Consider the following 26,734-nt stretch of genomic DNA (forward strand, 5'->3'; position numbering starts at 1 on the left):
ACCTAAATGCGCGCCCATACACCCAAGGCCATTCTAACCAAAACTCACGCCGGCTTCTCCGATCTTCCTCGGATCAACGCGACAGCGAAGCTACGATCATGCATCAGGAATTCCTCAATTCAGGAACAAGGGACGCGACAATGACGATAACTAAAATATTCTCAATAAACGCACGCTTCCTGTGTTATGGGGTCATTACGGCCCTAATGCCCCTTCCAACGGCGGCCATAGACCGCTTGAACGCCCAGGATTATTCCTGTGACGGAGTGAATGAGCAGGTCAAAGCCGATGGCGCGGTTATCGTGCGCTATCCGTCGAAAAGGCCACCAGGCTTGACGCTGTATGACCGCTACGTGGCAGATGTCGGCTTCTGCGAATCCGATGAATTGCTTCAGTCCACGGCAATATCCACCCGCGATGGGATGTGTTCGCTCAGTGCCTGCCGCGAAAGGTCTCACAGCAACGATCGCTGAGCGGATGGCCTACTGACGGACACGCAGGCACAGCGCAATGCTATCTGATGTATTCGGGCGCTTGCACAAATCGGCGATGAGTGCAACGACGTTGAATCCTGTGCGATCGCTCACATTGTACCAATCCGATTACCCGCCCTGAAATATCCGATGCCGTATGGACGTCCTAAATGGACACATCGAAAGAGCGATATCGACGTCAAGGCACAAGCACTTTCCACGGCACGCAACCGGATCCTTCAGCTTCAGGAGCAGATGACTGATAAGGTTCTGCAGATGGCGGCCGAGGTCGAAAAACTAATGGAAGCCGTCCCGCCGGCCGAAGCAAAACATTTCTTGAAAGCGCGCTGCAATCTCCCTGCCCTGGAACTGTCGACCTACGTCGGGTTTTCAAGGGCCCTGAAAGGATCGGAGGAAATCCTACGCAAGGCGCGCTTCGTTCACTGTGATGAAGGCGCTCGTCGCAGCCGACGTCGGCTCCCGGCAAGAAATTCTCGAGCGCATGCGGATCGGCGCTCAGATCGACACCAAGGATATCGCCTCAATTCTCGAACGCTCGCAGCCGCGAAGCTGACGGTCCAGGAAATGACCCTCGCCCGTAACAAGAAGATGGTGGTGACCGCCGCGCGGAAGCAGGTCACCGCCGCTGTAGCCTTGTTCGAAGAGAAAATGCGTTCATTTACCGATGAGCTACGGCGCCATTTCAGCAAGCGTAGCCAAGGATCCGCACCTGCTCAGACAGGTCTTCTGATATCTCGTCTGAACCGACGAAACAGCTCGGGAGGAGCAAAAATGTCGTGGGACGACCGGCGCAACTACCGTATCCAGGAGCGAAAAAGCCGTTCGTTCTCCGACTACGATGCCATATCGGGGACGCCTGCAAAGGGGCTTCTGTGGTCGTCAGAAGATCAAGGTGGCATAAACTATGACGGGGCTCCCCATCATGTTGCGTTAGGATCTGTAACGACGCGACCGGTCCTTTTCGAAAGAAATATGGTTTCGTCTGTAATATCTCCTGCTCCGAGGAAGCAAGAAATGATGCGGTGCTTGTCCAGCGGCAAGGTGGTTTCTTGCCGCATCGGCATTGAACTACTGGGAGATACAATGACGGATGTTGATAAAACGGACACAATAGATCGGAGAACCACGACATTTGTTGGCGGCTACACAGGCGAATGGTCGGTCACCTCCCATTGCACTCTTCGGGGTTCCCCCATAGCATTAGTTTCCCGGTTGGCAATGATTTCCGGCAATCGACCGGTGATTTCAACCGATGCCGCTTGGGTACTCCGCGGGGTCGCAACAAATGAACGATACACAACCCGTTCGGAAAAGCTCGAACTGGTTGAAAAGCAGGCCCCCATCGGCCGGGCTGAGGCGACCAATGCAGCGCTAATTCTCTTACGCAAAAACGCGAATTGGTGGGCCCTCGCACAAGATGAACGCCGCTCCATCCTTGAGGAACAGTCACACCATATTGCGATCGGACTCCGTTATCTCCCAGCTGTTGCCCGACGGCTGCTTCATTGCAGAGACATGGGAACTGAAGCCCCTTTCGATTTTTTAGGATTTCTCGATTACGCGCCTACGGACGAGGCGGCATTTGAGGAGATGCTCGGCCAATTAAGATCGACCATTGAATGGAGCTTTATGGACCGTGAGATCGATCTTCGCTTGACAAGAGACCACGCGTAAATTGCTATCAGCCGAAGGGAGCGCTGGCGAGCCCTCAAGGATCGATGTCACCCGTCAAATGCCCACCGCACGGCGGCCAGCCTTCTTGAATGGGGGTCTTTCCGCCGGGCCGGACGAACGAAGGCTGACTGAATTTTGACCAAAATTTCTGACCCAGCTCTGCGCGCCCGCAGACTCCATACTGTTTCTTACCACAACTCACGCCAGCTTCCTGGATCTCCCCCGGATCAAGGAAAAAGCAAGCTACGATCACAAATTAGCAAATTACTGAATTCTGTAGCTAGGGGCGCGACAATGACCAGACTTGAAATGCTCTTATGGTACGGACGCTGCCTATGTGTCGTTGCGGCACTCATACCGCTTTCAGCGTCTGCGATCGATCGCTTAAACGGACAGGATCAATCTTGTGCCCAAGTTAATGAAAGGATCGACGCTAAGGGTGCGATTATCGTGCGCTATCCATCAAGCAGGTCGCCAGGCTTGACGCTTTATGACCGCTACGTCGCAGATATAGGTTTCTGCGCATTCGATGAAGGACGCGAAACGAAGATGGTGTCCACACGAGATGGCTTGTGCGAGCTCAGTGCGTGTCGCCACCGTTTTAATACCAACGATCGCTGATCGGACTGCCCTCCGATGCTTCCAGTGTAAGGCCTTCCACTGCATGGCCTAGAGAACAGGAAGACAAGAGCAATGCTGCCGATTTGCACCTATCGCGCGCCAGTTCGTTCGAGGGGATGGCGGTGACAGTAATCCCGTAGGATTGCTTACATTTTACCAATCAGACTACCGGCGAAGAAAGATCCGTTGTCGTAAGGAGGTCCCAAATGGGGACACTCTGAGTGTCCGATATCGACCCAACAACGCGGGACGGAATAGGCGGTAGACACCTTTTGCCACATGCGTTCTCTGATTGACGTCACGGATGCCCGGAGTTGCCTCGGATCAACTGTGTCTCTCGCCTCTAACGTGATGCCCAGAAGAAACGTGAAATTCAATCTATCGTTTTGACACGATCAGGGGAGCGTTTCTCCACCGCCCTCGCACTGCGAAGGCGGTGGAAGCTGTCTATATCAGGCGCGCCAACCCTCGACCGCCTGTCCTCCGAAAATTCGGTTCGTCGGCATTTCGAAGATAAAGTAGGGGTTTAGCTGCGGCAGAGCCGTCGCCTGCTGCAGACGTTCGAGTTGGCTGTCGTCTAGCACGACTTCGAGCGATGCGATATTCTGGAGCAGCTGTTCGACGAGGCTGGCTCCGATCAAGACAGACGAGACACCGGGACGCTTCGCTACCCAAGACAGTGCGACTTCCGCCGGCGATCGCCCGAGTTCGGCTGCCACGCTCTTCACGACATCCACGATATCGAAATTGCGCTCGGTAAACAGCATACCGCCGAATGGATTATCGCCGTTCAAACGTCCGTCACTCTCGGCATCGCTTGCCACCGAGGCCTTATCAGGCAGAGCGTTGACCCGCCCGGCATCAGCAATCTTATCGCGACCGTATTTTCCGGTCAGCAGTCCGGCAGCGAGCGGGCTCCATGGCACCATGCCCATCCCCAATTCGGAACCAGCCGGGAGTAGGTCCTGTTCCACGCCGCGGTCGATCAGCGAATAGGCATATTGAAGGCCGATTGGGGTTGGCTGGCCATGCACCCCGGCCAGTGTAGCGATTTTCGCCACGTACCAAGCAGGCGTATTGGAAAAACCGTAATGCAGGATTTTTCCCGACCTCACCGCATCCGTCAGCGTTTGCAACACTTCTTCCGCTGGTGTCGTGCGGTCCCAGACATGCATCCAGTACATGTCGATATAATCTGTTTGCAAGCGCCTCAGTGAGCCTTCCATACCAATGCGCATATTCTTGGCGCCATTGCCACCCCAAAGCGGTGTGCCCTGGCCGCGCGGAAAGCCGGACTTGGTGGCGACGACGAGCCGGTCACGCAGACCGCTGTCAGCCAGAAAGCCGCCGAGCATCTCTTCGCTGCGGCCGCCAGAATATACATCTGCGGTGTCGAGAAAATTCCCGCCTTTATCGACATAGGCGTTAAAAACAGCGCGCGATGCAGTTTCACCAGAACCCCAGCGCTCCGCGCCGAAGGTCATGGTGCCAAGTGCCAATGGGCTAACGATCAGGCCCGATTTTCCAAGTGTACGATAGCTGGTCAAATCCATGCTTATTCTCCTTCATTTGTATGAGGATATGTAGCGCTGATGGCTTGCAGGGATTAGCGGTTGCCTGCCGCATGAACTTATGAGCACCATGCAGCAATGGATCGAAACGACCTCAATGATCTCCATGGCTTTTGCTGCGGTCGCACGGGCGCAGCTACACGCGGGCTGCCGCCATCCTGGCCATGTCGCCGTCCGCGCTTAACCATGCGATGCGCGGGTTTTAGGAGGGGCTGGGAGTGCGCGTTCTGGCGCGTACGCCCCGCTCCGAATTTATCAATTTAGATATTCTGGAATGTGCCGCCCCGCTGCATCAAGGGGCGCCAGGCGTGGCCGTTGAGGGCGTTCTTGCCGGGTTAACAAGTATCACACTGCCTTGGCAGGTCATGGAAGCAAAACGGTGCGCCGCCTTGGCTGGGCACACCGTTCGGCTCTCCGTTAAACCGCTGTGATACGCTCGCGATATTTATCGATGATCACGGCGAGGATGATGACAACGCCCGTGATCATCTGGCGCAGAAAGTCGCTCAGGCCGAATAGAATTAGGCCGTTCGCCAACACACCAATGATGCAAGCTCCGAGCAGGGTTCCAATAACCGTGCCCCGGCCCCCACTTAGGCTGGTCCCGCCGATAATAACCGCAGCAATTGCATTGAGTTCGAATCCAATGCCGATAATCGGGCTCGCGATGTTCAGGCGCGCCATGTAGATGATAGACGCGATCCCGACGAGCGCTCCTGCAATTGTGAACGCGGCGACTTTATAGAACATAAGTGAATGGCCAGCCAGTCGCACAGCCTCCTCATTGTTGCCGATACCGTATAGCAGTCGGCCAAAAACGGTTTTGGAAAGTACAAACCACGCGAATGCGACCAGGGCCAAAGCAATCAGGAAAACGACCGGAATACCGAACAACATTTTCGATCCAAAGTCGTTGAATGTCTGCGGAAACGAATAGATCGTCCGCGCGTCGGTCACTTGCAATGCGGCGCCACGGGCGATGTTGAGCATACCCAAAGTGACGATGAACGACGGAAGCCCCCAGAACGCGCTGATCCACCCGTTCAAGAACCCACAAATGACGCCTGTCGCCACTGCAGCGACGGTTGCGAGGACTACGGCCTGCCAAACCGCGAGATCAGGAATCGTAAGCACGCTTCCGCCGACTACCGCGCATAACGCAAGCATTGATCCGACGGACAGATCTATGCCCCCGATGAGAATCACGAAGGTCATGCCGATGGCCAGGATCAGATTGATGGTTATCTGCGTGAGGATATTTGAGATGTTATTTGGATTAAGGAAATGCTCCGTGCTCAGCGAGAAAAAAACGATCAAAACCAAAAGGGCGATGCCGATCCCTGCGTCCCGAAGTACAAGTTTCATCGAAATCTTCGTCATGGGCTTCTCTTTGCTGCCTGTCGAAGGCGGGTTTCCAACTGCGTCCATGATCAATGCTCCGCCTTTCGTCGTTCGCCCTGGTAGGCGTAAGTCAATATTTTTTCTTCCGAAAACTCCGGTCGGGGAACTTCGCCGACGATCCGGTGCTGCGACATTACAAGGATGCGATCGCAAAGCGTCATTAACTCGGGGAGTTCCGAAGAGACAATGAGAAGTGCTAGGCCATCTTCAGCAAGTCGGCGGATAAGTGCATAGATTTCCGCTTTCGCTCCAACATCGACGCCACGAGTTGGCTCGTCCAACAGGAGAACGCAAGGGTTGCGCGCCAACCACTTGGCAAGAACGACTTTCTGCTGATTTCCGCCAGACAGCGTAGAAACGTTGTAGCCGGCTCCTCCATATTTAAGCTGAAGATCCGATCCCAACCGCTGGGTCACCAGATTTTCGGCGTTCCTGTCGAGCAGTCCCATGCTGGACACCTTCTGCAGAGACGCTAGCGTCACGTTTGCGGCGATCGTCATGGACAAGATGAGACCCTGATCTTTCCGGTCTTCGGTAACAAATCCAATTCCCGCTTCGATGGCATCTTTAGGCGAGCGAAACGCAACAACCTTCCCATCCCGTGTCAATTGCCCGGACAAAGGGAGCTCGGCTGCCGATATCGCACGCAGCAGTTCCGTCCGGCCCGAGCCGACAAGCCCAGCGACCCCGAGTATCTCGCCCTTATGCAAGTCGAAGGATACGCCGTCCTGATGCGGAGATTGAACATGCCGGAAATTTTTGAGGGAGAGGACAACTTCGCTTCCGGCGCTGGAAGCAACGTCACTAGCCATTTCCTTTTGTAGCTGCTTACCAACCATGCTGCGAACGAGCTCATCCTGGTCGGTGTCGTCGATAGCACTAGAAAATACTGTTTCGCCGTTCCTCAGAACTGTCACCCTGTCACACATACGGAAGATTTCGTCGAGGTGGTGAGAAACGAATATGATTGCGACGCCGCGGGCACGGAGGCCTCCAATGATGGCGAATAACCGCTCGGTCTCGCGTGACGTCAACGTTGCAGTTGGTTCGTCCAGAATTAGAACTCGGCTTTCCGTCATCAAAGCACGCGCAACCTCTACAAGCTGTCGGTGAGCAATCCCTAGCCGTTCAACTGGCCAGCGCACATCGATGTCGCTGAGACCGATCGCATCCAGTGCTGCACGAGCGCGCTCGTTCATCTCACGCCGCTTCACCACGCCCAAAATGTTGCGAGGCAGATGTTCGATGAAGATGTTTTCTGCGACGGAAAGGTAGGGAAGCAGATTGAATTCCTGGTGTACGACCTGCAAACCATTCGCTTTGGCGTCCCTTGGGGTCTGGGGTGTGTAAGCCTCGCCCGCGAGCTTTATCGAGCCAGAGTCTGGCTTGACGATACCGCAAAGCGTTTTAATCAGTGTTGACTTTCCTGCGCCGTTTTCGCCGATGAGACCGTGAACTTCCGCGCTGTTTACAGACAGGTTCACGCCATTAAGCGCGACTGTAGCCCCGAAGCTCTTCTTGATGTCTTGCAACTCAAGAACTGGCTTCGTCGTCATATCCCCCTGAGCGGAAGGTGACGTCGAGTTTGATTGTGAGATGATCATCGAAGAACCTCCGGAAAATGCCGCGCCGGAACAGTCCGGCACGGCTGCGCTTGCAGGAGTTACTTCACGTTGGCCTTCGTCACCAATTCGATGTCCGTCTTGATCCAGCCCTCGAGCTTTGGTCCGCCTGCGACGACTGCAAGCGCCTTGTCGATGGCGTTCGCTGCCATCTGCGAGCCAAACTGATCAACGGTCGCAAGCAGTTTGCCATCCTTCAGGAGAGGAGCCACGGCTGGAACGTTATCGAAACCGACGACCTTAATGTCCTTGCGGCCCGCTGCATCCAGAGCTTTGACAACACCGATGGCCATCGAGTCATTTGCGGCGAGAACGCCTTGGATGTCCGGGTGAGCAGTCAGCATGTTCGAGAAGACCGAATTGGCTTCCTCGGTTTCCCAATGCGCGGTGCGCGAATCCAGGAGCTCCAACTTGCCAGCCGCAACCGCATCTTCAAAACCGAGTTTCCGCTGGGCGGCGTTGTCCGCACCGGGGTTGCCTTCGATGATTACGACCTTGCCGCCCTCACCCAGTTCTTTGGCCAGGGCCTCGCCAACCATTTTGGCGCCGGCACGATTATCAGGTCCGACGAAAGCCAGATCGATCCCAGCGTCTTTTTTCGCCTGTTCGTCGAGCGAGACGTCGAAATTGATGACGGTGATGCCTGCATCCATAGCCTTTTTCAAAGGAGCGACCATGGCACGAGAATCCGCCGGGGCGATAACGATTGCGTCGACACCCTGCGTGATGAAGTTCTCGACGCCGTTCACCTGGCTCTCGAAATCAGTCTCGTTCTGCATTCCGATAGCTTTGAGCTCGTAGTCACCGCGCTTCTTGTTATGGGCTTCTGCACCCTCGAGCATGTTCTTGAAAAAGTCGTTGGCCAACGACTTCATGACGAGACCGACAACGGGCTTGTCGGCGGCCTGGGCAAGTGTTGGCAGCGCTGTCGTGATAGAGAGCGCAAGAATCGATGCGATAGTGAAAATCTTCATGACCATTCCTCCATTGGTCCGACAGCCCTCCAGCCATCGGTGAAACGTTTCATAAATTCTATGAGAACGTTACATTTTGGTAATGGGAAAAATCTTGAAGGTCAATATGAAACGTTTCATGGCGAGAACTGGTACTTTTCATCACATATGTTATTCGTCCTGCCGGGAATGATGGAGAACAGATTTGAAGCCGACAATTAAAGATGTCGCACGAGATGCCGGAGTGTCGCTTGGAACCGTGTCTCGCGTTCTTGGCAAGAACGCCACCGTGAACCGAGCCATTCGGCTCCGGGTCGAAGAGGTGATAGAGAAGCTGGGCTACAGTCCTAGTAGTCTTGGACGCAGCCTGCGGCTGAACAAATCAGACATAATTGGTTTGGTGATACCTGATATAACCAACCCGTTTTTTGCGGACCTTGCAAAGCATCTCGAAGTCTTGGCGTCCGCGGTTGGGTATTCCGTATTGCTTGCCAATACCCACGATGACCCAGAAGCAGAAAAGACCCAGATCAAGAGTCTCCTCGGACGCGTGCCTGCGGGAATTGTGATTGCTCCCGTCAGCAATAGTCTCGTCAGTGAACGGTTGTCCAAAGACATGGTCTGCGTGACGATTGACCGCCCGCTTGCCGGACACTCGCTTGTATCGGTAGACAACATCGAAGGGGGGAGGCTGGCGGCCGAACATCTTTTAACGCTCGGGCACATCCGCATCGGCTACATTGGCGGTCCAAGGACAACCGAGGTCTCGCTGTTGCGGTTGAAAGGTTTCAGCGATGCGATCGCAACAGCCGCCGGACGATTTGGAAAGGACGTTGAGCTCACAGTCGTCGAGGGTCAGTTCGACTACAAGTCCGGCGAGGAGATGGGCAGAAAACTCCTTTCGGTTCCGGTCGAGATAAGGCCAACGGCTATCGCTACAGCCAACGATCAGCAGGCTATCGGGCTTCTTAGATGCTCACGGGATATGGGCATCCGAGTGCCGGAGGACTTATCGATCATCGGGTTCGACGACATACCGCTTGCATCCCTTGTTCTGCCAAGACTGACAACGGTTAGACAGCCCATCCAGGAAATTGCGGAAATCGCTATACGAGCCGTATTGGGGCGGGGAGCAATAGACGGGCCGATCCTGCTTTCCCCTCGTATCGTCGTAAGGGAGTCAACGGCTTGCTTTCCCTGAGCCACACTTCGTTCTCACTTCGGCCCTTGTACGATACAGTCACGCAATGCGGTTACCGGTATCGGCGGCGAACAAGCAAATCTTGTTCAATTCCGGCGCCACGTACATGGTTTCCCCGGAAACGTACGATGTTCGCTCCCGAAAGGCGCCGACTACCTTCACACCACCCAGCGCCAGTAGCACCTGGGTTTCCGAACCCATCGGCTCGGCGAGGACGATTTTGGTTGCTATCCCGCGCTCCGCATCTGAGAGAGCGAGGTGTTCGGGCCGGATTCCATAAGTTACTCTGGTTCCATCTGGAAGTTTACGATCTGCAAGCGGAAGTTTATCACCGTTGTCGGCAACAAAGATCATTCCCTTGTCGCCACTGCGAATGGTCCCTTCAATTAGGTTCATCGACGGGGAGCCGATAAATGTTGCGACGAATGTGTTGTCCGGAAAATCATACAGATCCAACGGAGCGCCGATTTGCTCGACGTGGCCGTCTCGCATGACGACGATTTTATCCGCCATTGTTAGCGCCTCGACCTGATCGTGCGTCACATAGACAATGGTCGTCCCAAGGCGCTGGTGAAGCGCCTTGATTTCGGCGCGCATGGCTACTCGGAGCTTGGCATCGAGATTCGATAGCGGTTCATCGAACAAAAACACCTGGGGTTTCCGCACGATTGACCGCCCCATGGCGACGCGCTGACGCTGTCCGCCGGAAAGCTGCCGCGGATAGCGATCGAGCAACGGTGTGAGACCAAGAATTTCGGCAGCCTCACCAACTCTTTTTGCCTTCTCAGCTTTCGCAGCTCCCGCCAATGTCATCGAAAATGCCATGTTTTCGGCGACGGTCATATGTGGGTAAAGTGCGTAGTTTTGAAACACCATAGAGATGTCTCGCTCTTTGGGTGGAAGGTGGTTGACCACTCGCCCCGCGATCCCGATCGTCCCTCCCGAAATATCTTCAAGTCCGGCGATCATGCGCAGCAAAGTGGACTTTCCACAGCCCGAAGGTCCAACCAGAACCACGAACTCGCCCTCGTCGATGGCGACGTCGATGCCATGCAAAACCGGGTGTGCGCCATAGGACTTTTTGACATTGTTGATCTCAACGAAGGACATCAGAAGTCTCCTTTGCGGTGTCCACGTCTGCGATCATCGTCTCCGCCGCACCGATAGTAATGCTGGGCGTTGATATCGCGCCGTCGGAAATAACGAGACCGATACCACCATCGAGGAACGCTTGGTCGCCGTCGTCGCACGCCTCAATCGCAGTTCCATCCGCCTCTCCTAGTATCCGCGTTCCGAGGACCGTCAGTTTCATGCTCACCGTGACTTCGAGTTCTACGGGGAACGCTGCCTCCGCAAGAATGGTGGTGACGTCGTCGCAGACTTTGATAATCTGAAGTCTTCCTTTGCGCACAAGTCGGAGCGCGTAGTAGCGGCGCAGGCCCTGAACCCGAGCGGCAAGTCCCCCTGCAGTTCCAAGATGCAACATGACGTCGCTTTCGACGGTGTAGTCCGTCCATTGGCGGGTTCCGTGAATGATGATCCCATCACCGCGATCCTGGGAGATGCGAAAGCTCGGCGGAAAACGTTTGGAGAAGAAACTGACTCCGTTGACCCAAGCCATGCGCCAAAAGGTACCCTCCCCTTCGGGCCTTTGCAGAGTGAGTTGCGGCGCTCCACTCCAACGAACGTGATCAATGACGATGCAACCGTCGGCACGCTTGCCTGATGCAGTGAAGGCGACGCCAATCTCGGCGATAGGTTGACCTCTCAAATCAGGAATCGTCCATCGAAGCACTGAACTATCGCCGGGTTGAAGTGCGACCGGAGCGCTATCGAGGGTTCTGAGATTGTCGTACTCATCGTATACCCGCAGTCTCAAGGTCACTGACAGCGCACCTATGTTGCTTACGTCTGCGGCGACGGCCGCTTCGAGATCTTGCCCCGGATAGATCAACGGTGTCGCCATGAGATCGTAGACCTTCATCTGCAAAACTTCGCGGGGCGAAAAGACCGGGGTGGTTACCGCAGCAACCTGGCCAGGGCCAAGAGCCTCGAACCGTGCGGCAAGCGCTCGTCCGTGCTCAGTCGCAATGTTTGTGACAGACAAACGAATCTGACCATCCTGCGACCTAAAGCCCTGCGTGCTGCCCGGTAGGGAGAAATGAAACTGCGCACCTGCCTTCGGAGCACTGAGTGGCGCATGTCCCGCAAGCGTCAGTCCGAGGTTGGCCAGATAGTAGGCCATCCGGACTGCATCGTTGATGGAGTTACCACCATCGGCAGACGAAATCAGGAGACGGTCTGCGATGGGGCCGCGCCAGTCAGGCCCAGCGTCAATTCCCTCCAAGCCGAGCATAATTCCCATCAAACAGCCGACATTACCCGCGTTGCAGTCTGTGTCCCACCCCGAGGTGTTGACGATCATCTGCGCGCGCTGGAAATCATCGGGGGCGTATAGCAAAGACATGATCATCAGGGCGTGGTTCGGCACAACGTGGCAGTTTCCCGGATACTGTGCGTACCCGTACTGGTCTTCTATACGCTGCCGCGTCACCATCCAGTCGTCGTCAGTTTTGCGCCAATCTCTAATTTCGGCAATCAGCTTTGCAATCAGACTGTCTTTCGGGATTACCGATAGACCAGTATCGATGAGGTGATTGATATCAGCGGAACGAAAGGCCTCCGCCTCCATCGCCGCCCACAGCATGGCCGCATATACGGACTCACCATCGTGGCTCACGCTGCCAGCCTTTTGCGCCAGTTGTGCAGCCAATTGTGGTTGACAAGGTGACACAAGCGCCCAGCCGTCGACAAATATCTGCGCCCCGATTTGTTCGGCGACGGTTGATCCGTTGGTTGCCATCGACCCGCTGTGAGGTGCAGGAATCCCATTTTTGAGATTGAGCCAGGCGGTATGTTCGGTCGAGTTGCCATTGCCGCCCCACCACAGGATCGACTTCTCCTCTACAATGTAATTCAACCACGCCTTGCCGATATCTTCAGCTGAGAGGTCTGCCGTGATGCCATAATCCTCAAGGGCTCGCACGAACGTAAAAGTCCCGGCTACATCGTCATCGGTAACGACGAGGGGTTCATTTAGTTGCTCATTTACGTAATACTCGATTGGGCCGAGCTCCCTCATAATGCGCTGGTGGGTCCATTGCTCGAACGGTCGGCCCAAATAAACGCCGATCAGCTTGCCCAGTACGCCTGCGTAGACGCGTTCCAGATAGTCGTTTGGGATTGTCATAGATTTCACCTTAAAAGTGTTGTCGCGGATCAGCCCTTTACCGATCCGCCTGCCATGCCCTCAATAAAGCGGCGCTGCAGAAAGACGAACAGGATGACGATTGGCAGTACGATGATGAGAGCGGCGGCCATGATCTCGCCCCAGTCGGAGCTGTACTGGCCGCTAAGGAGGAAGAACGAAACCACGGCGGTCGTGCTGTCCTGCTGCTGAAGAAAGGTCGTGGCGATCAGGAACTCGTTCCAGGAATAAAGCCCAATAATGAGTGCGACTGTCAGGATGCCTGGTGAGACCATTGGCAGCATGACCTTTGTGAACACTTGCCAGTGCGTCGCACCGTCGATCAACGCGGCTTCTTCCAGCTCCTTGGGCACGGCCAGGAAGTAGGTCCTAAGAAGCATGATAGCGAACGGGCTGTAGATGGCGGTGTACACAAGAGCGACCGCGAAAATGTTGTTGATCAATCCAAGCCGTGCAAAGGCGAAATACAACGGGAACAGGAAGAGCTGGATCGGTGCAGTCGTAGTCGCCAGTAGGTATCCTGTAACCGCCTTCCATCGTCTGATTTTCTTGCGGGCCAGCACGTATGCCGCTGCGGATCCAGTTGTACAGACCATAATGATCGTCGTAGCAGTCAGCATGACGGAATTCAGGAAGGTCTGGCTGAAGTGTGCGTCAGCCCACGCTCGGCTGAAATTGTCCCATCGGATGGTTTTTGGAAACGATAGCGGATTGAGGACGATCTCCTGCGCCGATTTGAGAGAGTTCAGAACCAGAAGGGCAATAGGGAAAAGCGCAATGAACGCTGCGATTCCCAGGCAAATATAGGTGACCGTCAACGTGCGACGGCTTTCGACCAGTCTCATTGTTCGGTCTCCTTTGACTGAATTCGGATGTAGAAGTACGTGGCGATCAGGCCAAATACGCTGATGACGAGCGATGTTGCCGCAGCTTGGCCGACGTTCAGGTCGTAGAAAGCCTTGCGATAGGCGAGCGTGGAAAGCACTTCGCTTGAGAATGCCGGACCGCCCTGGGTGAGGATGTAGACAAAGTCAAAAACCAGGAAGGACCATATGACCGTCATGATCATCATGAGCGTTATGGTGGGACGGATTCCGGGCAGCAAAACGTACCGCATCATCTGCCAGAAGGTTGCACCCTCGAGCCTGGCTGCTTCGATTTGCTCCTGTGGCACCTGCCTTAGCGCTGCAAAGAAGATGACGCACAGGAAACCCCACCAATGCCAAAGATCGACGGCCGCCACTCCGAACAGCGCCATGGACGGCTGCGATAACGGGTTGGTGATCGGGAGCCCAGTATGTTGCAGCAGGCCGAACACGCCTGTGACCGGACTATAGATCATCCCTTGCCAGACCCGCGCTGTGATCGCGGTTGCGATGATAACGGGCAGGAAGTAGACGACCTGGAAAAATGTCCGGCCTCGATCGACAAGCAACAGCATTGTGGCCGCCAATAGCCCCATTGCCACGGGCACAATCAAGAAGATTGCTGTCCAGATGAGGTTGTTGGTAAGCGCGTTCCAGAACACGCCGTCATCGGATAACGCGCGAAAATTATCGAGCCCGGCAAAGATCGGGGCAGAAATTCCGTCCCATTGGAAAAACGCCAATGTGACGGTGAGCATCGCGGGCACCAGAATGATGATCGCGTTGATGGCAAGTGTCGGTAAAATGTAGAGTCTATGCATGCTCGTCTCCAGGCTGACGGTAGCGGCATCTGCCGCTACCGTCTCCAGATCGTGCTTTATGAAAGGGTCTTGGTTTACTGGCGGGCTGGGATAGCAGGGACTTTACCCGCTGCCTTTTCCTGCTGGAAAGTTGCATCGAGCTTCGTAAGAAATTCGGCCGTGGTTGTTTTACCCAGCCAAAGTTCCTCGATGCCGCTAACAAGATATGTATCAGTCGCTGGTGGCAGGAACGTCCAAGTGGTGTAGCCGTACTGGTTTTTGTTAACCGAGTCCGCCAGGTTTTTCATCGTCTCGGTGTAAAGCGGCAGCACGGCGTCGCCCACCTTCACCTTGCTAAGATCACGGAGCGGTGTGTTCCATTCGCCCTGCCAGACTGTATTCATGTCCCCGTAGAACTTGTCACTAAATACATAGTTCACGACTTCCGCCGCACCATCCGGGTTCTTCGAGCCCGCCGCGATGGAAAACGTCGATCCGATTCCAAGAGCATAGATCGGATAGGCCACGCCCTCTCCGCTTGGAAAGCCGACGAAGCCAGGTTCGGCATTGTTTTCCTTGAAATACTTAGGAACGTTCGTGAAATTCCATGTGCCTGTGGGGGCCATGCCCGCTGCGCCCGTTGCGATTTGGGCAAAGGCCTGTTCACCGGTCAGCGAGAAATAATTTGGCCCGAAATATCCGGCCTGCCACCATTTATTGAGGGTATCAACTGCTTTGACGAAGGGTTCAGAAGTCCATGGAATCTCGCCCTTCAGTGCTTTGTACATGTTATCCGGCCCGGCAACGGAGTTGAGCACGATGGAAACGTAGTGCTCGTTGCTGGGACGCCAATCGGCATTTCCCGCGCCGAACGGCACGATGTTCTTGGCTTTCATGGCCTCAGCGAGCGCCTCGAATTCGGCAATAGTCTTGGGCGGTGTCCAGCCGTTCTTCTCAAATAGCGTCTTGTTGTAGAAAAGGCCGAGGGTCTCGTACGTCTTGGGCAGTGCATACAGTTTGCCGTCGTATTTTCCGAGCTCAAGGAACACAGGCAGGATCCGATCGTTCCATCCCATCTTTGCTGCATAGTCGTCCAGTGGAAGAAGCTGTCCGGCCTGCGCCATGCTGGCAACGTAACTCGGGCCAGCAGTGTAGACGACATCCGGCCCGCTGCCCGACAGCATCGCGATACGCAACTGCTTGTCGAGTTCAGCCCCACGGAAATCAATCGACAGCGCCGCATCCGAGCTTTCTTCGTTGAACGGCTTCACAAGTAGATCTTTGAGGAACTGCTGGTTTTCGGGTGCAGCGTTTTCATACCACCAGGATACGGGCTTCTTGTCCTGCGCAAGCGCAGTGCTGCAAATCGCGCTCGCCGACAACAACGCGGCAAACGTCTTTATGAGAGTACGTGCGTTCATAGTTTCCTCCTCCAAGGATTTTTGAACAGCCTGACAATCAGGCTGATCCGCGTTCAATTAATCGAAACGGCATTTCCAGCACCGTTCCTGCACCTGTCTTTCTGCCGGACAGGCGTTCCATCAAGATTTCTGCCGCCTTCATGCCAATCCCGCTTTGAAACTGGGCGACGGTAGTCAGCGGCGGCGATACAAGCTTGGACGCGGAAATGTCGTCGAAGCCGACGACTGCAATATCGTGAGGTATGCTTAGGCCACGTTCGCGGATCGCCTGCATGGCTCCGATTGCCATCAGATCGTTTGCGGCAAAAATCGCAGTCGGTCTAAGGACGCCATCGAGAAGAGCCAGTGCTGCGCGAAATCCACCTTCCTCGGTAAAAACGTCATCGACCACGATTTGTGCGTCGAGTCCGGCGGCCTGAAGCGCCGTCTTGTAGCCCTCCACACGCACCGACTCCGGACCGCCATGGCCCGCAATCATGCCAATTTGGCGATGCCCCTTTTCTACAAGGTACCGGGTGACGTCATGCGCGGCCGAACGACCATCGACGTAAATGTCATCAATCGCCAGCGATCCGCCCGTCTTTTTCGCGGACTCGATGCGAACGATAGGTAAGCCTGCTTCAATCAGTGGGGCAAATTCGGGTGCACGCACAGTCCAAAATACGCCGATCACTCCGTCCACCCGCCCCTGCCTCAGCCACTCCAGAAAGTGCTGTTCGCGATCTCGCAATCCGTCGGTATTGATCGAGATGACGTCGTAGTTTTCCGCCTCCAAAATTGTTTGGACGCCTCGCAACAGAGACGGATAGAACGGGTTCGTGATGTCCGGAACAATGCACGCCACCGTCATGGTGCGGTTGGTTTTCAATGCTTGGGCAGATCGGTTTGGAACATAATCTAGGTCGCGCACCGCTTGCCGGATACGAACAAGAGTGTCGGCCGACACAGACGAGACGTCGCCCCCGCTCAGCACCATTGATACTGCAGCCTGAGAAACTCTGGCCAGAACCGCTACATCCTTTTGCGTTGCGCGCTTCACCTGTCCCTCGCTGATACGTATCACTTATACGTATAAGTATCCCGGCATCAAACCAGTGTCAACCACCGAAAATGATCTTCATTGAACCCATTCGCTTCCGTTCAGAAGCAAAAGCGTTTGTATGCCTACATGCACCGCTGATGACCTGCAGGGATCAGCGTTGCCCGCCGCATGAACTTATGAGCATCATGCAGCAATGGAACGAAACGACCTCAATGATCTCATGGTTTTTGCTGCGGTCGCACGCGAACGCAGCTTCACGCGGGCTGCGGCCATCCTGGCCATGTCGCCGTCTGCGCTTAGCCATGCGATGCGCGGGTTAGAGGAGCGGCTGGGAGTGCGCCTTCTAGCGCGTACGACCCGCAGCGTATCGCCGACCGAAGCCGGGGAACGGCTGCTGCAATCTCTCAATCCTGCCTTTGCAGATATTGAGAGCGGATTGGGCGCGCTGGCGGAATGGCGCGATAATCCGTCCGGCACGGTGCGGTTGACCACGTTTGCTTATGCCGCAAAGATGGTGCTCGTGCCAAAGCTGCCGGCTTTCCTGCTTGCCAATCCGGAGGTTCGGGTCGAGGTTAACATCGATGACAGCTTGACCGATATCGTCGCGGCCGGCTTCGATGCCGGCATCCGGCTCGGCGAGACCGTTGAGAAAGACATGATTGCTGTCAGAATCGGCCCGGACCTCCGAACAGTGGTGGTCGCAACGCCCTCCTATTTCGAGGGGATTGCACCGCCGCAAACGCCCTACGATCTCGATCGCCATGCCTGCATTGGCTATCGACTGACTACATCGGGCGGGTTGCTGCCGTGGGAATTCGAAAAGAACGGCAAGGATATCAAGATCCGCACCAGCGGACCTTTGATTGCCAATGACGGCGATCTTCCATTGGCAGCCGTGCGGGCCGGCGTCGGGCTTGGCTATATCATGGAACATGATGTAGCAGGAGACATCGCCTCGGGTGCGCTGGTACAAGTTCTCAAAGACTGGTGCCCGAGCTTTCCGGGGTTTCGTCTCTACCATCCAAGCCGGCGACAATCACCACCGGCACTCAGAGCGCTAATTGCGGCATTGCGGTATGACTAAAGAAATCCGGAACCTCCTGTTCCGGAGCCGACCTCCTAAGCATTCACCAATTGTGCTACACCATCGTAAACCTGCCCAAGAAGAGAAGTGACCGCCTCCGTAGGCACCACCACAGCACGAAGCAGGCATTATTCCGATACCGGCGGAAGGAGCATCTGCCCATCAGTTCAGTCCTCCGTCAGTCCATGAGGCCACGCCCTTTTGAAGCGTCATATTTTTGAATGTCGCCCCACATTCGGACTCGCCATCGGTTGACGAAAGCCACCGTGTCGGCGGCCTCCAGATGAGCGCCGAGCGACGCCTGATCTTCCCACCTCTCTATCACGAGAAACCGACCGGCTTGCGGATCGTCCACAGCGCCATCATAGGAGAGGTTGCCGGTCCGTTGTCGCGTAGCCGTCGCGAGAACGCGAAACTCATTATAAAATTGCGAGAGCTCAGAGGGCTCGACCTGCACATATCCGGTCACGATGAGCATGAGGCATTCCTTATGGTGGCCCTGATCGTCGGTTTGCTTGCAATCGGCGCCCCAGTGATCAGGAAACGACGAGCACGATCTTGCCCTGAACGCCGCCGAGAGAGGCACGCTGATGCGCAATCGCGGTGTCTGCCAACGGATAGGTGCTGTCAACGACGACACGGATCGTGCCGTTCTCCAGCAAGAGACCAGCCTCGGCCAACTGCGCGCCGCTGGAGCGAACCTGTGTCGAGGAAACCGTGATACCGCGCATTGCCGCGTTATCATGGCCCGAAAACCCCAGAGGATTGACGAGATACAGAGCTCCGCCCGGCTTGAGGACCGTCAACCAGCGTTCCATGTTCGCACCGCCGACGGCATCGACTACGAGATCGACATCCTCTGCGACCGTTTCTGCGGCCGATCTGGTGTAATCGATGAAGGCGTCTGCGCCCAGTTCACGCAGCAGTGCCTCATGCTTGCCGGACGCGACAGCGACTACGCGCGCCCCTTTCCACTTCGCCACCTGGGCCACCAGATGTCCAACGCCGCCTCCAGCGCCGTTCACCAACACCGTTTTGCCATCGAGCGGGATTGGCGCATGACGGAACTGCTGGAAGGGGTTTGCTGCGTCATGGCCGAGGTCAACCAAAAACTGCCAGGCCGTCAGCAGTGACATGGGCGCCCCGGCCGCCTGAACATGATCAATCCCTGCCGGCTTCAACGCCAGTTCAGATACCGGCACTCGGACATATTCGGCATAGGCGCCGCTGCCTTTCATAAGATCCTCCGGGAAACGCACCATCGCATACACGTCGTCGCCGACGCTGAATCCCGAAACATCGTCGCCAACCGCCGCAACCACGCCCGAAACATCGGTGCCCAGGATCAACGGAAATATAGGATCGGGCTGCCATTCTGGCGGCAGCGCACGATAGCCGTCACGCAGATAAAGATCCGGCGGATTGAGACTTGCCGCATGTACCCGGACCAGAACTTCGCCGCTTGCCGCCGTTGGTCGAGGTGCGTCCTCGTAGCGCAAGACCTCCGGAGCACCAAATCTGTGCAGGAGCACTGCTTTCATCATCTCAGTCATCTCAACCTCCATTCAAAGCTGTCGTTTCAAAGAGAGAGATATGACCGTTTGTCAGGGTTGATAATGGCTGCGTGATTCCGTTTAATTGTGCCATGAAGGAACAAATAGTATTCGAACGCCTGACCGGGTTGATCGCCTTCGCCCGTGCCGGGTCACTTGGAAGCTACACCGCCGCTGCGCGCTCCCTGTCCGTCTCGCCCTCGGCCATCAGCAAGAGTGTCCAGCGGCTCGAGCGGCATCTCGGTGTTCAGCTCTTCAACCGCACGACACGATCGATGACGCTCACCTCGGAGGGGCGCGATCTGCATGAACGTGCGCTTCGTCTGCTGCGCGATGCCGAAGAGATCGAGCAGGTGGCGAAGGCGGCACGGGCGGAGCCGTCGGGCAGCTTGCGCATTGCGGCATCGCTGCCGATTGGCCTGCACGTGATCGCGCCCGCACTTCCGCGGTTTCGCGAACTCTACCCCAAGGTGACGATTGACCTGCGGCTGAGCGACCAAATCGTCGATCTGGTTGAAGAAAGCGTCGATTTGGCTGTGCGGATCGGTGATCTCGCCGACTCTCGCCTTATATCGCGCCGGCTCTCACCGCATCGGCTCTGCTGCTATGCGTCGCCCGGTTATCTGGCCCAACACGGTGCTCCCATGCATCCTAACGATCTTTCGGAACACGAAACCGTCAACCTGCGCTATCAAAGCACGGGCCAGATGTTTCGATGGCCCTTCCGGATCGGCGATCGCGAAGTCGAAATCGTGCCGCCCTCAGGTATCGTCGTCGATGCGAGCGAAGGTGTCATGGCAACGATGGCGGCCGGCGCTGGTATTGGCATGAGCACGAGTTTCGTTGCCGAATCGTGGGTAAAGAGCGGAAAACTGTTCCCAGTGTTGCCCGATTTCGCTGTTGAGCGCGACAACATCACGGCGCTCTGGCCGGTAAGCCGTCGCGCCAATCCTGCTGTTCGGGCTTTCCTGACGATGCTGATCGACGTGTGTTGATTGGGTTGACTTATATCAGAGTTGGCGATGCCGATGGGACAGAGATCGACGCATAACTTTATGCCATTTTCTGCCGCGCCGCCGCTCTCTTGAAGGTGAACCATCATGCCGGAATGCCGGCCCATCATTGAAGGGTGCCATGGCTAGCCTGGCACTTGCGAGGTGAGGAGGCGCCGCCTTCAGTCCGGCGACGCCTATCCAGCCGGCCCCAGTGCATCACCAAGTAATTAGCGGCGATTTGCGCAGCCAAGCATCACTGTTGACCTGATCGAGAGTGAACTTTGCCACGTCTGCCCGCGAGATCGATCCACCATGGAAGTCGCCCAGGTCCGTGAGTGTCCGGGCCGTGCCGCGCCCGGGCTTGTTGTTGAGGATCGCAGGACGGACGATGGTCCAGTCGACATCACTGCCCTTGATGATCGCCTCCTGTCGGTTCTTGTCGACGTAAACCCTGCGCAGAAGCAGCGGGAAGATCACATTGTCAAACAGGAAGCCGCCGTGTCCAGCGCTGTCGCCAGCGCCCATACCAGTTATGGTGACGAGACGCGAGACGTGTTCCGTCTTCATGGAATTGACAAGCGCGCGGGCTGCGGTTGAGAGAAGGGTGACTTCACGAAACGGGCTTGCGGGTGTGCCGAGCGCGCTGATCACGGCATCTCGATCTTTAACAGCCTGACGCAATGCTTTCTCATCCCGAGCGTCCCCGACAACGATCTTCGCGCCCATCAGATCGGTGGCTTTGTCCGGCGAGCGCAACAGGACAGTAACATCATAGCCGCGGGCGAGCGCCTGGCTGACGATATGGCGGCCGGTCGGCCCCGTGGCACCGAGCACCAGGATCTTCGGCGCAGCGGCGAGAGTTTTGTCAGTCGTGGATGTGGTCATGTCTATGCTCCGTTTGAAAGGCTGGGCACCTCTCAGGAGGCAGCCCGGACTGGTTGTTGCGATCGTTAATCAGAGCCGGCCTTCTGCGAGCAGCTCGCGGGTCCGCTTCAGCGTCGATACGAGGGCCGATTTGTAGCCCTGGTCACTGTCGAACTGCTTCTGCTCGGCCTGTTCCTCTAGGCCATCAGGTTGTTTACCGCGCAGGCCGAGGTAGCAGTAGAACTTCAGCTGCAGTGCGCCGGCTTCGTCCTCGAACAGCTCATTGATGATGGCGCCTTCACGGGGGCCGGTTGCCTGGAAGAAGGTGACCTTGCTGTGCGGCTCGAGGGTGATGATCTCCCTGATGTCGGAGCCGGCGATGGTGGCTTCGCGAACGAAGTGGGCAGCACTTTCCTCGACGACGTCGCAGCGGGTGCAGAGGCCGGGCGGGAGAAAGAGGCGCGCATCGCGCGCCTTCAGCTCAAGGCCCTTCCAGACCTGTTCCCTGGAGAGCTTGGTTTCGCCTTCCGGATTCACCGGGATAGTTGCGGTCGAATAGATCATAATGACGGTCCTTGTTTTAAGTGGTGGACGGCGCTTGCATCAGGCAGAGGCAGCGGTTTCGAAGGCAAAGTCGCGATAAGAGCGGAGCGAGCGGCCGAGAAGCGTTGTCAGTCGCTCGACGTCACCGCCTTCAGGCAGCATTCCATCGGTTAGGAAACGCTCGCCCATCATGCGCATGTCGTAAGCCATCCACGGCGGCATGAACTGCTTGAGGTTCTGCTCGAAGGCTGCAGTATCGCTACCGCCATAGTTGATCGGACGGTCAAGAACATCTGACCAGATGGCGGCGATGTCCCGGCCGGTGAGCGTCTGTGGGCCGACCAGGTTGATGCGATTGATCGGAAGCGGCTGTGCAGCGTGTTCGCGATGCAGAAGCTCAAGGGCTGCGATCTCCGCGATATCGCGCACGTCGATCATGGCGAGCCCCTTGTCGCCCACGGGCATCGGATAGACGCCGTAGCCGGTGATGGCATCCTTAATCATCAGATCGTTCTGGATGAAGTAGGCCGGGCGTAGAATGGTGGCGTGAAAGTCCATCTGTTCGATCATCCGCTCGACGCCGTACTTGCCGGCGAAGTGCGGCACGTTCACATAGACGTCCGGGTGGATCACCGACAGATAGACGATCCGTTCGATGCCTGCCGACCGGGCAACATTGAGCGCGATCAAAGCCTGGGTGAATTCGTCGGACACAACAGCATTCAACAGAAACAGCGTAGACACGCCATCAAAGGCCCTGCGCAGGGAGTCGGGGTCCAGGAAGTCGCCTTTTACGACGGCAACACCCGCCGGGAAATTGGCCTTTGAAGGATCGCGGACGAGAGCGCGGACATCAGCGCCGCGGTTGATGAGATGTTCGATAACTTGGACGCCGACATTGCCTGAGGCACCGGTCACGAGAATGGTCATGGGAATTTCTCCAGGGTTGCTGTTGCTTGACACCCCGAATATGAATGGTTCATGGTTGGTCCAATAGGCCATCTTTTTAGACGCGCCGTCCCACAGTTGGAACGCTTATGGACCTCCTTGCCCTCGCTGATTTCAATCTCGTCGCGCGTTATGGCGGCTTTGGCAAAGCCGCACGAGCGACAGGTCGCCCCAAAGCCACCCTGTCCCGTCGAGTTACGGAATTGGAGGCTGCCCTCGAGCTTCGGCTGTTCGAGCGCGGCGCACGAGACCTGAAACTCACAGAGGAAGGGCGCGCCCTTCATGAGCGCACAGCCGCTCTGCTAACGGAGCTGGACGAAACAGCGGCGGCGATTGCTTCCGGCGCGGAGAAGCCGCGTGGCCGCTTGCGCATCAGCGCACCGCTTCTTCTGTCACAGACCGCCATGGGTAAGATCGCGGCGGGCTTTTCGCTGAAATATCCGGATGTCAGGCTGGAAATCACCACGGAAGACCGGGCCGTCGATATGATCGAGGAGGCCTATGATCTGGTCATCCGGGTCAATCCAGATCCGGACGAAGCACTCGTCGGTCGAGTATTTTTGCGCGACCGGCTCGTTGTTGTGGCAAGCCCCGAGCTCGTCCGTCCGGCGGGAGACCACCCAGTGCCCGGCGTGGTCCGGGGGGCAGGTATTCGGCAGACTTGGAAGGTGACGACTTCAAAGGGAGCTTGGAAGATCGGCATCGAGCCGATCCTCGCATTGTCGTCGCTTATCATGGTGCGGGATGCGGTACGAGCCGGCGTCGGCGCCGCACGCCTGCCGATTTCGCTGGTGAGCCACGACCTTGCGGACGGCACTTTGCTGCACTGGGGCGATATAGATGGTTCCGAGATCGCGCTGTGGGCACTGTACCCATCGCGACGCCTGCTGAGCGCTCGCGTGTCGGCATTCCTGGATTTTCTAAAGCAGGCCTTTCCGAACGGGACGCCCGATGAACTGGCCGCCTATATTGATAGGTGAAAACCGGAATATAGTCTGGCGACCGCTTTCGCCATCGCGCTGCCCCGCTATTCAGCAGCGTTAGATCGAGAATATGCGCCGGGCGGCATCCCCACATACCGGCTGAACGCGACGCTGAAGGCGCTTGCAGAGCCATAGCCAACGCGTTGCGCAATCTGCGCCGTGGCAACATCCTTGCGAAGCAGCTCCTTCGCAAGCGCCATGCGCCAGCCGGTCGCGTACTCCATCGGGGCCACGCCAACTTCTTTCCGGAAGCGATCAAAGAAGGTCGAGCGAGACATGGCGGCGTCCCGCGCGAGTGTTTCCACCGTCATGCTGCGGCCCGAATCCGCGTGAATCCGGCGTAAGGTCGGCGCCAGCAGCGGATCGGCCATGCCGCGCAGGAGACCGGGTGGGACCGCTGCGCTTGCCGTTGAGCGCAACGCTTCGATCAACAGCACCTCCAGCAACCGGTGAAGCACCATCTCACGGGCGGTACGGTCGGCTCTCGTTTCGTCGTCTATCATCCCAACCAGCATCATCAGCCGGCCCTCGCCCTGGACATGGATGACTTCTGGCAGCAGCGAGACGAGAAGAGCCTTGTCATCCGATCCAAAGGCACAATGGCCGACCATAGCCTTGATCTCCGTGGGCGCTTCTGGGTCTCCGAGCCGGAAGACACCCGGGCTGGTCTCAAGACGCTGGGCAAGCGCTCCGCGCGGCGGCGGTTCCAGGCTGCTCATCGTGAACGAGAAGATTTTCGGAACCAGCACGAAGTCGCCGGCCGTCAGCAACATTGGCTCACGACCGGTGATCGTCATCCGGCAATGGCCTTCGACCACGGCGCAATAAAAGGGGTTTCCAAGTTCCGTGCGCCCGACGAGCCACTGACCGCCGCCCGTCACAAGCTTTGAGATTGACGGGCTTGGCTTGAGCAGGGAAACGACTTCGGCGATTGGATCGGTCATGGTTTCGGACTCATGCTAAAACATATCGGACAATCAAATATAGCAAGTCCGGGATCGCAGGTCCATCTCTTGGCAAGTCAATTGTCGGGAGACAGAACATGCCAAACATTCTCATCACCGGTTGCTCATCCGGTTTCGGTCTCGCCATAGCGCAAACATTTGTGACTGCAGGATGGGACGTGGTCGCGACCATGCGCACTCCGCAGACCGACCTGTTGCCCCAAAATGAAAGACTCAAAATCCTGGCGTTGGACATTACCAGCGAGGACAGCATCATGAATGCGGTCGAAGCGGCGGGGCCGATCGACGCGCTGGTCAACAATGCCGGTGTCGGCATGCTCAATGTGCTGGAAGGCGCCGAGATAGCGAAGGTCCGCGAGCTGTTCGAAACGAACGTGTTCGGCGCAATGGCGATGACCAAAGCCGTTCTTCCACAAATGCGTATCCGTCGGTCAGGCGTTATCGTCAACATCAGCTCCAGCGTCACCTTCAAGCCGCTGCCCGCACTCTGCGTCTACAGCGCCAGCAAGGCAGCGCTGAACGCTTTCACCGAGAGTCTCGCTTTGGAGGCCGCTCTGTTCGGAGTGCGTGCGAAACTTGTCCTTCCGGGTTCGGCGCCGACCACGGGGTTTGGCAAAAATGCGGTGGCGCGCATGGGGATGGAGATCCCCGAGCCATACGATGCATTCGTCCGCGACTACCTGACAACGCTGCGTTCCGGCACAGAATTCACGACGCCGGAGGACGTGGCCGAGGCCGTGTGGCGTGCCATAACCGAACCGGAAGCGCCGATGAAAATCCCAGCTGGTGCGGATGCGCAAGCCTGGTTTCGCGACGCGTGCCACTGCGCTGAGTAGACCCCTGCTCCGCCCTACATAGGACATCTCAAATGAACAATCTGATCGACCTAGCTGGCGATATTCCCTCGCCTGACGCTACCCTTACGGTGGCCTACACCCCGATCCGTCTTGCGATGCCCGGTCGCCAACCCCTGGAACTGCGTCTGACTGCACCTGCGGCGGGCGACAACTTGCCCATCGTGCTGCTATCGCATGGCTTTGGACCCTCCAACTATATCCCGTCAAAAGACGGTTACGCTCCACTCGCGCAATTTTGGGCCGAGCGCGGCTTCGCGGTGATCCAGCCGACGCATGCGAGCTCCCGCGTCGGAGGACTGCCCGGCGACGCACCCGGCGCGCCGTTCTTCTGGCGTGAGCGTGTGGAGGAGATGAAGGCGATCCTCGACCAACTGCCAGAGGTGGAACGCCAGGCGCCTGCGGTTGAGGGCAGGCTGGATTACTCACGGATAGCAGCGGCCGGCCATTCTTTCGGCGGCCACACCGTCGGGCTGCTGTTGGGTGCGCAGTTGAATGGGGAGGATTTCGCCGACCCTCGCATTTCGGCGGGCATTCTGCTCGCCGCTCCTGGCCGCGGCGGGAAGGATATGACGGACGAGAATGCTGCCCGCTTTCCGTTCTTCGACGTGGATTTCGCCATGCTGACGACGCCCAGCCTTGTAGTCTGTGGCGAGCGGGATAATCCGCATTTCACACACCGCGGGCCTGAATGGCATGCGGACGCGTTTCACGATGCGCCCGGGGCAGAGGCACTGTTGATGATCAATGCCGTTGGGCACGGTCTTGGCGGGATCGCCGGGCTTGACGCAAAGGAAACAGAAATCGAGGCACCCGACGCGCTGGAAGCAACGAAACGCCTGACGCTTGCCTGGCTTCAGACGGCGCTGGGAGCGGAGGAAGGTGCATGGCGCAGAGCGTGCCTCGCGCTCCAGGGTAGAGCGGCCCCTCTTGTCGTTTCGCACAAGGCCGGACGAGATCCGCTGTTGCGCGGACTTTGGCTGCCACAAGAATGAACAGATTCTTATATTA

Annotated in this window: 24 protein-coding genes; 8 read left to right on the forward strand and 16 right to left on the reverse strand. The window is 56.9% G+C overall.

Features of this window, described 5'->3' with window-relative positions; all coding sequences use genetic code 11:
• Positions 1 to 140: 140 nt before the first annotated feature.
• Together ACP7BS_RS08395 and ACP7BS_RS08400 are read left to right on the forward strand one after the other, a co-directional pair.
• Positions 141 to 473 (forward strand): hypothetical protein, encoded by a 333-nt coding sequence (locus ACP7BS_RS08395; protein ID WP_426232047.1) that lies wholly within the window; start codon positions 141 to 143, stop codon positions 471 to 473.
• A 150-nt stretch (positions 474 to 623) separates the two neighbouring features.
• Positions 624 to 2,168 (forward strand): hypothetical protein, encoded by a 1,545-nt coding sequence (locus ACP7BS_RS08400; RefSeq protein ID WP_426237583.1) that lies wholly within the window; start codon positions 624 to 626, stop codon positions 2,166 to 2,168.
• Between the two features lie 1,073 nt (positions 2,169 to 3,241).
• On the opposite strand, the gene ACP7BS_RS08405 is transcribed toward ACP7BS_RS08400, so the two are convergent.
• The 4 genes from ACP7BS_RS08405 to ACP7BS_RS08420 form a co-directional block, all read right to left on the reverse strand.
• Positions 3,242 to 4,342, reverse strand: coding sequence for an aldo/keto reductase (locus ACP7BS_RS08405; protein ID WP_426237585.1), 1,101 nt, complete (start codon positions 4,340 to 4,342; stop codon positions 3,242 to 3,244).
• Between the two features lie 435 nt (positions 4,343 to 4,777).
• Positions 4,778 to 5,740 carry an ABC transporter permease gene (locus tag ACP7BS_RS08410; RefSeq protein ID WP_426232050.1) on the reverse strand — a complete coding sequence of 321 codons (963 nt, stop codon included), beginning with the start codon at positions 5,738 to 5,740 and terminating at the stop codon, positions 4,778 to 4,780.
• A gap of 50 nt (positions 5,741 to 5,790) precedes the next feature.
• Positions 5,791 to 7,365, reverse strand: coding sequence for a sugar ABC transporter ATP-binding protein (locus ACP7BS_RS08415; protein ID WP_426237587.1), 1,575 nt, complete (start codon positions 7,363 to 7,365; stop codon positions 5,791 to 5,793).
• A 59-nt stretch (positions 7,366 to 7,424) separates the two neighbouring features.
• The gene (locus ACP7BS_RS08420; protein WP_426232127.1) at positions 7,425 to 8,357 is read right to left on the reverse strand and encodes a sugar ABC transporter substrate-binding protein; all 933 of its coding nucleotides are present in this window, start codon (positions 8,355 to 8,357) and stop codon (positions 7,425 to 7,427) included.
• Between the two features lie 184 nt (positions 8,358 to 8,541).
• Here ACP7BS_RS08420 and ACP7BS_RS08425 point away from each other — a divergent pair, with 184 nt between their 5' ends.
• A complete protein-coding gene (locus tag ACP7BS_RS08425; protein WP_426237589.1) occupies positions 8,542 to 9,537 on the forward strand; it encodes a LacI family DNA-binding transcriptional regulator in 996 nt (331 codons plus the stop codon).
• 39 nt (positions 9,538 to 9,576) lie between these two features.
• Here ACP7BS_RS08425 and ACP7BS_RS08430 read toward each other — a convergent pair whose 3' ends face one another.
• The 6 genes from ACP7BS_RS08430 to ACP7BS_RS08455 all read right to left on the reverse strand — a co-directional run bounded on the left by ACP7BS_RS08430 (position 9,577) and on the right by ACP7BS_RS08455 (position 16,931).
• On the reverse strand, positions 9,577 to 10,647 hold the full coding sequence (locus ACP7BS_RS08430) for an ABC transporter ATP-binding protein (RefSeq protein WP_426232053.1): 1,071 nt from the start codon (positions 10,645 to 10,647) through the stop codon (positions 9,577 to 9,579).
• Positions 10,634 to 12,787: an ADP-ribosylglycohydrolase family protein gene (locus ACP7BS_RS08435; protein WP_426237591.1), complete on the reverse strand. Its 2,154-nt coding sequence runs from the start codon at positions 12,785 to 12,787 to the stop codon at positions 10,634 to 10,636. The genes ACP7BS_RS08430 and ACP7BS_RS08435 overlap by 14 nt, the downstream gene beginning before the upstream one ends.
• 29 nt (positions 12,788 to 12,816) lie before the next feature.
• On the reverse strand, positions 12,817 to 13,650 hold the full coding sequence (locus tag ACP7BS_RS08440) for a carbohydrate ABC transporter permease (protein ID WP_426232055.1): 834 nt from the start codon (positions 13,648 to 13,650) through the stop codon (positions 12,817 to 12,819).
• Positions 13,647 to 14,492 (reverse strand): carbohydrate ABC transporter permease, encoded by an 846-nt coding sequence (locus ACP7BS_RS08445; RefSeq protein WP_426237593.1) that lies wholly within the window; start codon positions 14,490 to 14,492, stop codon positions 13,647 to 13,649. The genes ACP7BS_RS08440 and ACP7BS_RS08445 overlap by 4 nt, the downstream gene beginning before the upstream one ends.
• A 74-nt stretch (positions 14,493 to 14,566) precedes the next feature.
• Positions 14,567 to 15,892 (reverse strand): ABC transporter substrate-binding protein, encoded by a 1,326-nt coding sequence (locus ACP7BS_RS08450; protein ID WP_426237595.1) that lies wholly within the window; start codon positions 15,890 to 15,892, stop codon positions 14,567 to 14,569.
• 37 nt (positions 15,893 to 15,929) lie between these two features.
• Positions 15,930 to 16,931 carry a LacI family DNA-binding transcriptional regulator gene (locus ACP7BS_RS08455; RefSeq protein ID WP_426237597.1) on the reverse strand — a complete coding sequence of 334 codons (1,002 nt, stop codon included), beginning with the start codon at positions 16,929 to 16,931 and terminating at the stop codon, positions 15,930 to 15,932.
• A 196-nt stretch (positions 16,932 to 17,127) separates the two neighbouring features.
• Here ACP7BS_RS08455 and ACP7BS_RS08460 point away from each other — a divergent pair, with 196 nt between their 5' ends.
• Positions 17,128 to 18,018, forward strand: coding sequence for a LysR family transcriptional regulator (locus ACP7BS_RS08460; RefSeq protein ID WP_426237599.1), 891 nt, complete (start codon positions 17,128 to 17,130; stop codon positions 18,016 to 18,018).
• Between the two features lie 178 nt (positions 18,019 to 18,196).
• On the opposite strand, the gene ACP7BS_RS08465 is transcribed toward ACP7BS_RS08460, so the two are convergent.
• Together ACP7BS_RS08465 and ACP7BS_RS08470 are read right to left on the reverse strand one after the other, a co-directional pair.
• Positions 18,197 to 18,496 (reverse strand): putative quinol monooxygenase, encoded by a 300-nt coding sequence (locus ACP7BS_RS08465; protein WP_426232060.1) that lies wholly within the window; start codon positions 18,494 to 18,496, stop codon positions 18,197 to 18,199.
• A gap of 58 nt (positions 18,497 to 18,554) precedes the next feature.
• Positions 18,555 to 19,571 carry an NADP-dependent oxidoreductase gene (locus ACP7BS_RS08470; RefSeq protein ID WP_426232061.1) on the reverse strand — a complete coding sequence of 339 codons (1,017 nt, stop codon included), beginning with the start codon at positions 19,569 to 19,571 and terminating at the stop codon, positions 18,555 to 18,557.
• 92 nt (positions 19,572 to 19,663) lie between these two features.
• On the opposite strand from ACP7BS_RS08470, the gene ACP7BS_RS08475 reads away from it, so the two are divergent.
• Positions 19,664 to 20,566 carry a LysR substrate-binding domain-containing protein gene (locus ACP7BS_RS08475; RefSeq protein WP_426237601.1) on the forward strand — a complete coding sequence of 301 codons (903 nt, stop codon included), beginning with the start codon at positions 19,664 to 19,666 and terminating at the stop codon, positions 20,564 to 20,566.
• Positions 20,567 to 20,782: 216 nt separating this feature from the next.
• On the opposite strand, the gene ACP7BS_RS08480 is transcribed toward ACP7BS_RS08475, so the two are convergent.
• The 3 genes from ACP7BS_RS08480 to ACP7BS_RS08490 form a co-directional block, all read right to left on the reverse strand.
• A complete protein-coding gene (locus ACP7BS_RS08480; protein WP_426237603.1) occupies positions 20,783 to 21,451 on the reverse strand; it encodes an NAD(P)-dependent oxidoreductase in 669 nt (222 codons plus the stop codon).
• Positions 21,452 to 21,520: 69 nt separating this feature from the next.
• A complete protein-coding gene (locus ACP7BS_RS08485; protein WP_426232064.1) occupies positions 21,521 to 21,994 on the reverse strand; it encodes an SRPBCC family protein in 474 nt (157 codons plus the stop codon).
• Positions 21,995 to 22,033: 39 nt separating this feature from the next.
• Entirely contained in the window at positions 22,034 to 22,903 is an 870-nt protein-coding gene (locus ACP7BS_RS08490; protein WP_426237605.1) for an SDR family oxidoreductase, read from the reverse strand.
• 107 nt (positions 22,904 to 23,010) lie between these two features.
• On the opposite strand from ACP7BS_RS08490, the gene ACP7BS_RS08495 reads away from it, so the two are divergent.
• The gene (locus tag ACP7BS_RS08495) at positions 23,011 to 23,901 is read left to right on the forward strand and encodes a LysR family transcriptional regulator (RefSeq protein WP_426237607.1); all 891 of its coding nucleotides are present in this window, start codon (positions 23,011 to 23,013) and stop codon (positions 23,899 to 23,901) included.
• Positions 23,902 to 23,948: 47 nt separating this feature from the next.
• Here the strand turns inward: ACP7BS_RS08495 and ACP7BS_RS08500 are convergent, their stop codons facing one another.
• Positions 23,949 to 24,848, reverse strand: coding sequence for a cupin domain-containing protein (locus ACP7BS_RS08500; RefSeq protein WP_426237609.1), 900 nt, complete (start codon positions 24,846 to 24,848; stop codon positions 23,949 to 23,951).
• A 98-nt stretch (positions 24,849 to 24,946) separates the two neighbouring features.
• Between ACP7BS_RS08500 and ACP7BS_RS08505 the strand changes: the two genes are divergently transcribed.
• Together ACP7BS_RS08505 and ACP7BS_RS08510 are read left to right on the forward strand one after the other, a co-directional pair.
• Positions 24,947 to 25,705 (forward strand): SDR family oxidoreductase, encoded by a 759-nt coding sequence (locus ACP7BS_RS08505; protein ID WP_426232068.1) that lies wholly within the window; start codon positions 24,947 to 24,949, stop codon positions 25,703 to 25,705.
• Positions 25,706 to 25,737: 32 nt separating this feature from the next.
• Complete coding sequence (locus ACP7BS_RS08510; RefSeq protein WP_426237611.1) at positions 25,738 to 26,718, forward strand: alpha/beta hydrolase family protein; 981 nt, start codon at positions 25,738 to 25,740, stop codon at positions 26,716 to 26,718.
• The last annotated feature ends 16 nt before the right edge of the window (positions 26,719 to 26,734 follow it).

Origin of the sequence: Pararhizobium sp. DWP1-1-3 (assembly GCF_049896125.1) — a bacterium.
In the GTDB taxonomy this organism is placed as follows: Bacteria; Pseudomonadota; Alphaproteobacteria; order Rhizobiales; family Rhizobiaceae; genus Pararhizobium.